Consider the following 9,530-nt stretch of genomic DNA (forward strand, 5'->3'; position numbering starts at 1 on the left):
CCCGCCTTGCGCCCGGACGCGATAGCTTGTCCAATTTCTGTCGGTGCCTGTCTGGGCGAAGCGAGTGAGCGATGAGCGACGAAGTTTTGACGATTCCCGGCCTGTCGGAGCCGGTGACGATCCTGCTGGACCGCTGGGGCATTCCCCATATCCGCGCCGGCAATCTGATGGATATGTTCTTCGCCCAGGGGTTCAACGCGGCGCGGGACCGGCTGTGGCAGATGGATCTGTGGCGGAAGCGGGGTCTGGGGCTGCTCGCCGCGGATTTCGGCCCCGGCTATCTGGAGCAGGATCGCGCGGCCCGGCTGTTCGTCTATCGCGGCGACATGACCGCCGAATGGGCCTGCTACAGCCCGGACGCGCAGGATATCTGTGCGGCCTTCGTGGGCGGCATCAATGCCTATATCGACCTCGTGGCGCGTGACCCTGCGCGCCTGCCGGTGGAATTCGCGGAACTTGGCACGCGTCCGGCCAAATGGCAGACCGAGGACGTGGTACGCATTCGCAGCCATGGCTGGATGCGCAATGCGCTGTCCGAGGTGACGCGCGCCAATATCATGGCGAAAGTGGGGGCCGAGACCGATCTGCTGCGCCAGAACCTCAACCCGCCGAAAGTCGTGACGGCGCCGGACGGGCTGGACATCGGCTCCATCCCCATGGCGGTGCTCGACACGTTCAAGCTTGGCCTGCTGCCGGTGAGTTTCGATGCCGCGCGTCTGGCGGCGCCGATCGAGCAGGCCGGGGATTGGCGGCGCATCACCCCGCTGGGTGATGTGGTGCGGGAAAGCAACGGCCAGGGCTCGAACAACTGGGTGATTGCCGGCAGCAAGACAGAGAGCGGACGGCCGATCCTGGCGAATGATCCGCATCGCGCGCATGCGGTGCCGTCACTGCGCTATATCGTCCACCTGACCTGCCCGGAATTCGACGGTATCGGCGCGGGCGAGCCTGTCGTTCCGGGCATCATGGCCGGGCATAACGGCCAGATCGGCTTCGGGCTGACGCTGTTCTTCGGGCCGGATCAGGAAGACGTTTATGTCTACGAAACCCATCCGGAGGACTGCGACCTGTATCGCTATCAGGACGGGTGGGAACGGATGCGGATTGTGGAGGAAACGACGGCTGTCCGCGGCGCGCCTGATCAGCCGCTGCGGTTGAAATTCACCCGCCATGGACCGGTCATTCATGAGGATCAGGCGGCCGGCCGCGCCTATGCCTTGCGGTCCGTCTGGTTCGAGCCGGGATCGGCCGCGTATTTCGTCAGCATCTCCTCCATGCGGCGGAAGACCTTTACCGATTTCGCGGGCGATATGCAGCGTTGGGCGGTGCCGGCCGTCAATCAGGTCTATGCCGATACGGCGGGCAATATCGGTTGGGTGGTCGCGGGCTTCAGCCCCATCCGACCCAATTGGGATGGGCTGCTGCCGGTGCCGGGCGACGGCAGGTATGAGTGGCAGGGCTTTCATCGGGCCGGCGATCTGCCGTTTGTCCTCAATCCCGATAAGGGTTTCGTCGCGACGGCGAATGAGCAGAATGTGCCGCCGGACTGGTCCCTGCCGGCCGAGAAGATCGGCCATGAATGGATCGAATCCTCGCGGGCCAATCGCATCGCCGAAGCCTTTGCGCAGACAAAGGTGCATTCGGTCGCGACCTCCTGCGCCTTGCAGACCGATCTGATCTCCATCCCCGCACGCCGCTTGTCCGTTCTTCTGTCCGGGGTGACGGGTGATGACGCGACACTATCGGCGGCGTTGGCGCTGCTGCAGGACTGGGACGGTGACTTGGCGCCCGGAAGTGCGGCGGCGGCCCTGTCGGAAGTCTGGTGGTCCAAGCATCTGCGGCCGGGGATCTTTGCCGTGAAGGTCGCCGACCCTGCCGTGCGGGCGCTGATGGGCCTGGGCGATGTCGACGCGATCCTGACCCGGCTGGAACAGCCGGAGGGCTTCTTCCCAAGCCCCGCCGCACGCGATGCCTTGCTGACGGAGACGCTGCTGAACGCCTATGCCGAATGTGTGGAGCGGATGGGGGATGATCCCGCATCCTGGGCCTGGGGCCTGATCCATCACGGCTATTTCCAGCACGCGCTCTCGGACGTCACGCAGACAAAGTCGAGGAATGTCGGGCCGCTGCCCATGGGCGGCAGCGAGTCGACACCGATGAACGCCATGTATCGCTATGGGGATTTCCGCGTTGTGCTCGGCGCGTCCTTCCGCATGGTGCTGGACGTGGGCGCGTGGGACAATAGCCGCTGCATCAACGCGCCGGGACAGTCCGGCGATGTGCGGTCACCCCATTACGGCGATCTGGCCGAAGCCTGGTCCAAAGGAGAGTATGTGCCGCTTCTGTTCAGCCAGGGCGCGGTCGATGATGCGACCCGGACGCGGATCACGCTGCGCCCGGCGACATAAGGGCGCGCGCTGTTCGGCCGAGCGCGATAAGCCAATAATGATCGCGCCCATTGGGAGCCGGGCTAAATCGGAGCTCCCGATTTAGCCAAGAAGAAAACAGGGTAGGGGGCTTTGCATCGCCTTGCCAAGTCACCCAAGCAAAACGTTAATTCCGCCAGAGCGTTTCCTGTTCGCTTAGTCTCGCAGAGACCGCTCTGGATTATTGCTTTTGCGAGCATCTTCGCACAGTCAGATGATTCCATCTGACTGTGCGAAGATGCTCTAACTGATATGGTCTCGGTTCAGAACGATCATGCGGCTCAGCAGATTCGCGACACCCTCCTGTTCGGGGGTCGAAAGCATTGTGCAAAGCTCCCGTTCTGCTTTTGCGTGGTCGACCATCGCGGGCTCGACGATCGCGAGACCTTCGTCAGTCAGCTCCACCCACACACCGCGCTTGTCTGCCGGGTCGGACGACCGCCGGACAAAACCTTGCTCTTCCAGCCGCGACAAAAGATTTGAGATGCCACCGGACGTGAAGAGCATGGTTGCCTGAAGTCGGCTGGGCGACAGTCTGAACGGATGTCCTGCGACACGCAGTGTCGCGAGAACGGCGTAAGAAGGATAGCGCAGCCCATGAGGGGCTAAAGCCTGGTTGACCCGCTTCAGGATGATGTCCTGCAGCATCAACACCCGCCCGATCACGGCCTTTCCGGAGCAGTCGATATCAGGACGCTGTTGCCGCCATTGTTCCATCCCACGACCGACAAGATCGAAACGCACCGACCCTGTCTCGTGGTCATAGTCCCCGCTGTCGGGCGCTGATTTGGCGGGTCGGATCATTCAAACCTCTGATAGCTCAGAATCTAGGCAATAGCACATAATTATAGCTTTTTATAAAGAGTAAATATCTTTCTTGAAAGATATTAGGAACGCTGTTTAAGTCTGCCGGTCAAGCGGGAGATATATCGTGCTCAAGCGTCTTACCCTGACTGTCCTAGCCGGATTGGCCCTGTCTTTTGCGCAAGCAAAAGCCGCGGATAAGCTTACCATTGCAACCTTTGGTGGATCGTTCATCAACGACACCAAAACCTGCGTGATCGCGCCCTTCACAAAGACGACGGGAAGTCCGGTCGTCGTTCAGCTGGGCAATTCAGTTCAGCTCGCCGCCGCGATCCGGGCGATGGGCGGTCGTTCAGCTTATGACGTGGTCTATCTGGACAATAGTCTGGCGACGGAACTCGAAAACGAAGGTCTTCTTCAGCCGCTGGACGTCAGCAAGTTGCAGTCCTACCCGCAAATCGACAAATCGGCTTTCGGCCCGGGCAATGACTATGTGACGTTCGAAGTCTCGGCCACCGCGCTCGTCTATGATCCCACCGTCATCAAGACGCCGCCGACGTCCTGGGCCGATCTCTTCGATCCGAAATACCGCGGCCGCATGGCCCTGGGCGATATCACCGGGACGTCCGGCATGCAGACCATGCTGGCGATCAATCGCCTGAAGGGTGGCACACTGGACAATGTGAAACCCGGCATGGATGCGATGAAGACCCTGATTCCCGGTGCCGTCACGCTCTATACCCAGGCCGACCAGCTTCTGGCTTTGTTCCAGCAAGGTGATATCGTCATTGCCCCCTGGTATCCTGACCGGGCAGGCGCTGCGATCCTCAAAGGCTATTCCTTGGCCGTCGCCTACCCCAAAGAGGGCGCTGTCGGTATTCGCCCGGTTTTGGTGATCCCGAAAGGGGATGCGCATCCCGAACTTGCATTGAAATACATCGACACGGTGTTATCCGCGCCGGCGCAGACGTGCTTCACCGAACGCGAATATGCTGCTCCCGTGAATACCACGGTCAAGCTCTCGCCCGAGGTTTCGAAGATTGTTGCCACGGGCGACAATTACAAGCGCCTCTGGTTTCCCGATCCGGAAACATTGGCCAAACACCTGCCTGACTGGATTCGTGAATGGCAGCGGCAGGTGGCGAACTAAGGAAATCGGTGATGGCGGAACTTGAGCTCATCGGTGTTTCCAAGCGTTACGCCGACCAGGTTGCGGTCTCTGACGTCTCTTTGCAGATAGCGTCGGGTGAATTCCTGTCGCTGCTCGGGCCGTCCGGCTGCGGCAAGACGACGCTCCTCCGCATCATCGCGGGCCTTGTCGATCCGTCCGAGGGCCAGATCAAGCTGGGTGATCGGGACATTACGCGGGTCCCGGTCCATAAGCGGGGTCTTGGACTGGTCTTTCAGTCCTATGCGCTCTTCCCCCACATGAACGTCGCGGACAATGTGGCCTATGGCCTGCGCCGTCAGGGGTTGCGTGGGCAAGGCCTGCGCAGGCGCGTGGACGAGGCCCTGGCGCTTGTGCGCATGACCCATCTGGCCGGGCGCCTGCCTCGTCAACTCTCAGGCGGTCAGCAGCAGCGCGTGGCCCTGGCTCGCGCGATCGCGCCTCGTCCGCGCTTGCTGCTTCTGGATGAGCCGCTGTCCAATCTCGATGCCTTGTTGCGCGACGAGATGCAGATCGAAATTCGCAGGCTTCAGCAGGAATTGGGCATTACCAGCATCTTCGTGACCCATGATCGCAGCGAGGCATTGTCAATGTCGGACCGCGTCTGTGTTCTTGGGCAAGGACGCCTTCAGCAGATTGGCACGCCAGAAGACATTTACCAGAATCCGGCGAATAGTTTCGTCGCGGGCTTCATCGGCCGCTCGAATCGCCTGCAAGGGCGGACCGTTTCGGTTGGCCTGGATGGTGCCATTCTCCGGCTAGCCAATGGGACCATGATCCATAGCGCCGTCTCGGCGCTGTCCGTGGGACAAGAGGCTGATATTGTCATCCGCTATGATGCAATTCGCTTGTCTGTCGCCAGTGGGGCCCCCGATCAGTTTTCGGGCGAGGTCATTCTGAGATCGTTTTCCGGCCCGCAAGTTCAGCTTGTGATCCGGGCTTCGACAGACATGGATCTTATCGCGGAAATTCCGAGCCATTTGCCGGCGGCCAACTTTGCACCCGGCACGCGCGTTGACATCGCGATCAATCCGGCCGCTGTCTTCGCGGGCGGCAGGCCGTCATGAAGGCCGAGGCGCCAAAAGGCCGTTTTGCGGGGTTTCTGCTGACCGCGCCGCTTGCTCTCCTGCTCCTGCTGGTATTCGTCGCGCCTATCCTCGTGATGTTGCCGACCAGCTTTAAGATCTACGATCCCGGCGTCGGCATCCAGCCTGGTTGGACGCTGCATAACTACACGCAAATTCTGGCGGACCCGTATTTTCGGGAGGTGCTGGGACGCACCCTGGTGATGGGGATTTCTGTCACTGTTTTCTGCGTCCTGTTCGGCTATCCGCTTGCCATTCTGGTGGCCCGGTCCGATGGCATGATGCGCAGCTTGCTGACGCTTCTGGTTATCTTTCCGCTGACCCTCAATCTCGTCGTCCGGTCCTTCGGCTGGATAGCTCTCTTGTCTAATAGAGGCATCATCAATCAAATAATGCTGGACCTGGGATTGGTCGAGTTTCCCGTCCGGATGATGTTCAACCTCACCGGTCTTATCATCGGTCTCACGCATATTTTCCTGCCTTTCATGGTGATGATTCTGGTCGCGTCGTTGCGCGCGATGCCGCGGGATGTGGAGGCCGCTTCGGCGGCCCTTGGCGCGCGACCTTCGATCACCTTCCTGACGGTTACCTTGCCATTGACCGCACCCGGCATCTTTGCCGGCAGCGTCCTGGTGTTCATTCTGTCGATCAGCGCGTTGGTCACGCCGCGACTTCTGGGTGGTCCTGCGTATAAGGTGATGGCAACCGCGATCTACGACGAATTCCTCAGCACGCTTGATTGGCCGACCGGGGCCGCGCTCGCTTTTGCGCTTACCTTGGTCGTACTCGTCATTCTTGGTGGTGCGGGCTATCTGACCCGCCGCTGGACGGCCGCAAGATGAGTGATCGCCCTCTGGCCCTATGGCTGAAAATCCTTGGCACCCTGCTGCTGGTATTTCTGTTATTGCCCGTGATCGTCGTCGTTCTGGCCTCCTTCACCTCGACCGCCTATCTGACGATACCGCCGCGCGGGTTCACCTTGCGTTGGTTTGCTGAAGTGTTCTCGGACCCTGACTATGTCTCCGCAATCTGGCTGAGTATCAAGCTGGCGATCGCTTCCACGTTGATCGCCACGGTCCTGGCACTGCCGGCATGCTACGCCTTGCACCAACGTTGGGTTCCGTGTGCGGTGCTTATTGGCAATCTCATGATGTCGCCGTTGATTTTTCCCGCAATCGTCATTGGTGTCGCGATGCTGCAATATGTGAGCATCCTGGATCTGCGCGGCAATTTCGGCATCCTGGTACTGGCGCATAGTGTCATTGTCACACCTTATATCGTCAGAACGGCGCTTGCCGGCTTTTCCGGCCTCGATCCGTTCCTTGAAGAGGCGGCCTTGGTATTGGGCGCCAACCGCTTTCTGGCCTTCGTTCATGTCGTGGCGCCGGCCATTCGCTCCTCCCTGAGCGCTGGTCTTGTGTTTGCCCTCATCACGTCTTTCGATGAGGTGCCGGTCACGATCTTCCTGTTGCCGCCCGGAACGGCAACGCTTCCTGTTTCTATTTTCACAGCCATCGACCAGGGCAGTGATCCTTCGGTCGCCGCAGTTTCGACGCTGCTCATAGTCATCACGGCTTTGCTGTTGATCGTTCTCGAACGATTCGCCGGCACGCGCCGTCTCATGTGAGGACGTATCATGCCATTGACCAGTCGCGGATTTCCTCTTTTTCTGACCTTCGATCTTGACGCCGAGACGATGTGGACCGCGCGCGATCCCGCCTATGCGCAACGGCCTATCCTGATGTCTCAGGGTGCCTATGGCTGGAAGGTTGGCGTTCCCCGTATCCTTGAATTGCTGAGGCGCTACAATCTGAAAGTGACGTTCTTCGTTCCGGGTCTTGTCGTCGAACAACGGCCTGCGACGATCGAGGCGATCTTGAAGGATGGCCACGAGATTGCCCACCATAGCTACAGTCACCGTTGGATTCTGTCTCTCTCCGAAGCGGAAGAACGCGAGGAGATGGAGAAGGGATTTGATGCGATCAAGCGTGCGACCGGGTATGGCCCGCGGGGTTGGCGGTCGCCGGCGGCGGAACTCAGCCCCATCAGTCTCGACCTTCTGAAGGAATGGGGATTCGACTACTCGTCGAACTTCTTCGACGACGACAGTCCGTATTTGCTCAACATCGGTGGGGAGCGATCGAACATCGTGGAACTGCCTTTTCGTTGGGTGCTGGATGACGCGCCCTTCTTCCAATATTCTATCGTGCTTCCGGGTCGCACCATGCATCCGCCGTCTTCCGTCCTTGAGTCGTGGAAAACGGAGTTCGACATGCTCTACGCCGAGGACCGTATGATGATGATCGGCTTCCATCCGCAGATCATTGGCCAGCCGTCCCGTCTTTGGGTGCTTGAGAAGCTCATCGAACATGCGCTTTCTCACAGCAATGTATGGATCGGGCGGTGTGACGAAATCACCGACGACCTGCGCCCAGGGCTGCTGGCAGCGGCACCATGATCGGCGATCTGAGCGGCCGGCGCCTGGTCGTCGCCGGCGGCGCAAGCGGTATCGGTCTCGCGACCGCGCGCCTGGCGCAGGCGGCCGGCGCTGCCGTTGCGGTGATCGACCGTTCGGCGCCTCCGGCAGGGGTAGAGGGTTTCCTAGCCGATCTGCGCATTGCTTCTGAGGTAGATCTTGCAATGACAGCAGTCTCCCGCACGCTGTCCGGTCTGGATATGCTGGTCTACTCAGCCGGCATCGATCTTCGGGCGCCCCTCGCGCAAATGACGGATGAGGATTGGCAAACCGTTCTCGACGTCAATTTGACCGGTGCCATGCGCTTCTGCCGGCTGGCACTTCCCCATTTCTCGGCCGATGGCGGTTCAATCACGCTCGTCTCTTCAGGGGCGGGTCTGCTGCCGCTGCACGAACGCTCGGCCTATTCCGTCTCTAAAGCCGGCCTCAATATGCTCGCGAAATGCCTTGCCATGGAGCTGGCTCCCCGGAATATTCGTGTCAACGCTCTCTGCCCGGGAGCCGTTGAGACGGCATTGTTCCGTTCCTCTCTCGTTGCGGGCGCAGGCGAAGAAGCCGAGCGGCAGCTTGTGCGGGATCGCTACGCGCTGCAGCGCATCGCGGAGCCCGAAGAAATCGCCCGCAGTGTCCTGTTCCTTGGAAGCGACGCGGCAAGCTATATTACGGGCGTCGCGCTTGCGGCCGATGGCGGGAGAACCTTCCATTGAACCCGCTGACTTGGTCAGGCCGCTTCGACGGTCGATGCGCCATTATCACCGGTGCGGCCAACGGGATTGGCGAGGGATGCGCGCGGCGACTGGCACTTGAAGGCGCGCGTATCGCGGTCGTGGATCAAGACGCGGCCCTTCCCAGCCGCTTTGCCGATTTGCCGTCGGATCAGGTTTTTGCGGCCGTGGGCGACTGTACGGATGCCAGGTTTCTGGAGGCCTTTGTGCGGGACGCGGAGGCGAAGCTTGGGGTCTGCGACACGCTTATCAACAATCTGGGCAGAAGTGCGCGTGAACGCGGCAGTCCGTTCCTGGAATCCGAGGAAGCTGTCTGGCGGTTCGTGCTGGAAATCTCCCTGATGGTCAGCATGCGTATGACCCGGCTTGTTGCGGGTGGCATGAAGGCCCTTGGCTATGGTCGCATCATCAATATCATCAGCGACGCCGCTATGGTCGGTGATGTCGGTCTTGCCGATTATGCCACGGCCAAGATGGGGCTCGTCGGTTTTACGCGCGTGCTCGCCAGAGAGCTGGCGGCCCACGGCGTTACCGTGAATGCAGTGGGACCCGGTGCCGTGCGCACTCTCGCGCAGCAAAACATGCCGCCGCATGTCACCGAACAAGTCCGGGCGTCCACACCCGTTGGCTTCATCGCCGAGCCGGAGGATATCGCTGGCCTTGTCGCTTACCTTGGCAGCAAAGAGGCGCGTTTCATAACCGGCCAGACCATCCTGATCGATGGCGGCCGCTGGATGATCTAGCAGGTTGCGGAAATTTAGATGCATGACGGGCGCTGATCTGATTCTCTGGTTCTGTTGGGATTGGAGTGTCAGATGCGTGGGACAGACGAGCAGACAGGGGCCT

General features: G+C 60.4%; 9 protein-coding genes. 8 read left to right on the top strand and 1 reads right to left on the bottom strand.

The features are described 5' to 3' along the window. The first annotated feature begins 71 nt into the window (after positions 1-71). Positions 72-2,408, top strand: a complete 2,337-nt coding sequence (locus tag ACELLULO517_RS20970) for a penicillin acylase family protein (protein ID WP_227309371.1) — start codon at positions 72-74, stop codon at positions 2,406-2,408. A gap of 261 nt (positions 2,409-2,669) precedes the next feature. Here the strand turns inward: ACELLULO517_RS20970 and ACELLULO517_RS20975 are convergent, their stop codons facing one another. Continuing rightward, complete coding sequence (locus tag ACELLULO517_RS20975) at positions 2,670-3,230, bottom strand: MarR family winged helix-turn-helix transcriptional regulator (protein ID WP_227309372.1); 561 nt, start codon at positions 3,228-3,230, stop codon at positions 2,670-2,672. A gap of 127 nt (positions 3,231-3,357) precedes the next feature. Between ACELLULO517_RS20975 and ACELLULO517_RS20980 the strand changes: the two genes are divergently transcribed. The 7 genes from ACELLULO517_RS20980 to ACELLULO517_RS21010 are packed head-to-tail and all read left to right on the top strand — an operon-like array spanning position 3,358 to position 9,427. Beyond that, entirely contained in the window at positions 3,358-4,380 is a 1,023-nt protein-coding gene (locus tag ACELLULO517_RS20980; protein ID WP_227309373.1) for an ABC transporter substrate-binding protein, read from the top strand. Positions 4,381-4,391: 11 nt separating this feature from the next. Continuing rightward, positions 4,392-5,465 (top strand): ABC transporter ATP-binding protein, encoded by a 1,074-nt coding sequence (locus ACELLULO517_RS20985; RefSeq protein WP_227309374.1) that lies wholly within the window; start codon positions 4,392-4,394, stop codon positions 5,463-5,465. Next, positions 5,462-6,325: an ABC transporter permease gene (locus ACELLULO517_RS20990; RefSeq protein ID WP_227309375.1), complete on the top strand. Its 864-nt coding sequence runs from the start codon at positions 5,462-5,464 to the stop codon at positions 6,323-6,325. Before ACELLULO517_RS20985 ends, ACELLULO517_RS20990 begins: the two co-directional genes overlap by 4 nt. Further along, the gene (locus ACELLULO517_RS20995; RefSeq protein WP_227309376.1) at positions 6,223-7,110 is read left to right on the top strand and encodes an ABC transporter permease; all 888 of its coding nucleotides are present in this window, start codon (positions 6,223-6,225) and stop codon (positions 7,108-7,110) included. Before ACELLULO517_RS20990 ends, ACELLULO517_RS20995 begins: the two co-directional genes overlap by 103 nt. A gap of 15 nt (positions 7,111-7,125) precedes the next feature. Further along, complete coding sequence (locus tag ACELLULO517_RS21000; RefSeq protein ID WP_227309377.1) at positions 7,126-7,941, top strand: polysaccharide deacetylase family protein; 816 nt, start codon at positions 7,126-7,128, stop codon at positions 7,939-7,941. Beyond that, positions 7,938-8,666 carry an SDR family NAD(P)-dependent oxidoreductase gene (locus ACELLULO517_RS21005; RefSeq protein WP_227309378.1) on the top strand — a complete coding sequence of 243 codons (729 nt, stop codon included), beginning with the start codon at positions 7,938-7,940 and terminating at the stop codon, positions 8,664-8,666. Before ACELLULO517_RS21000 ends, ACELLULO517_RS21005 begins: the two co-directional genes overlap by 4 nt. After that, complete coding sequence (locus ACELLULO517_RS21010; protein ID WP_227309379.1) at positions 8,663-9,427, top strand: SDR family NAD(P)-dependent oxidoreductase; 765 nt, start codon at positions 8,663-8,665, stop codon at positions 9,425-9,427. Before ACELLULO517_RS21005 ends, ACELLULO517_RS21010 begins: the two co-directional genes overlap by 4 nt. Positions 9,428-9,530: the final 103 nt, after the last annotated feature.

Source organism: Acidisoma cellulosilyticum, assembly GCF_020621385.1.
Lineage (GTDB): Bacteria > Pseudomonadota > Alphaproteobacteria > Acetobacterales > Acetobacteraceae > Acidisoma > Acidisoma cellulosilyticum.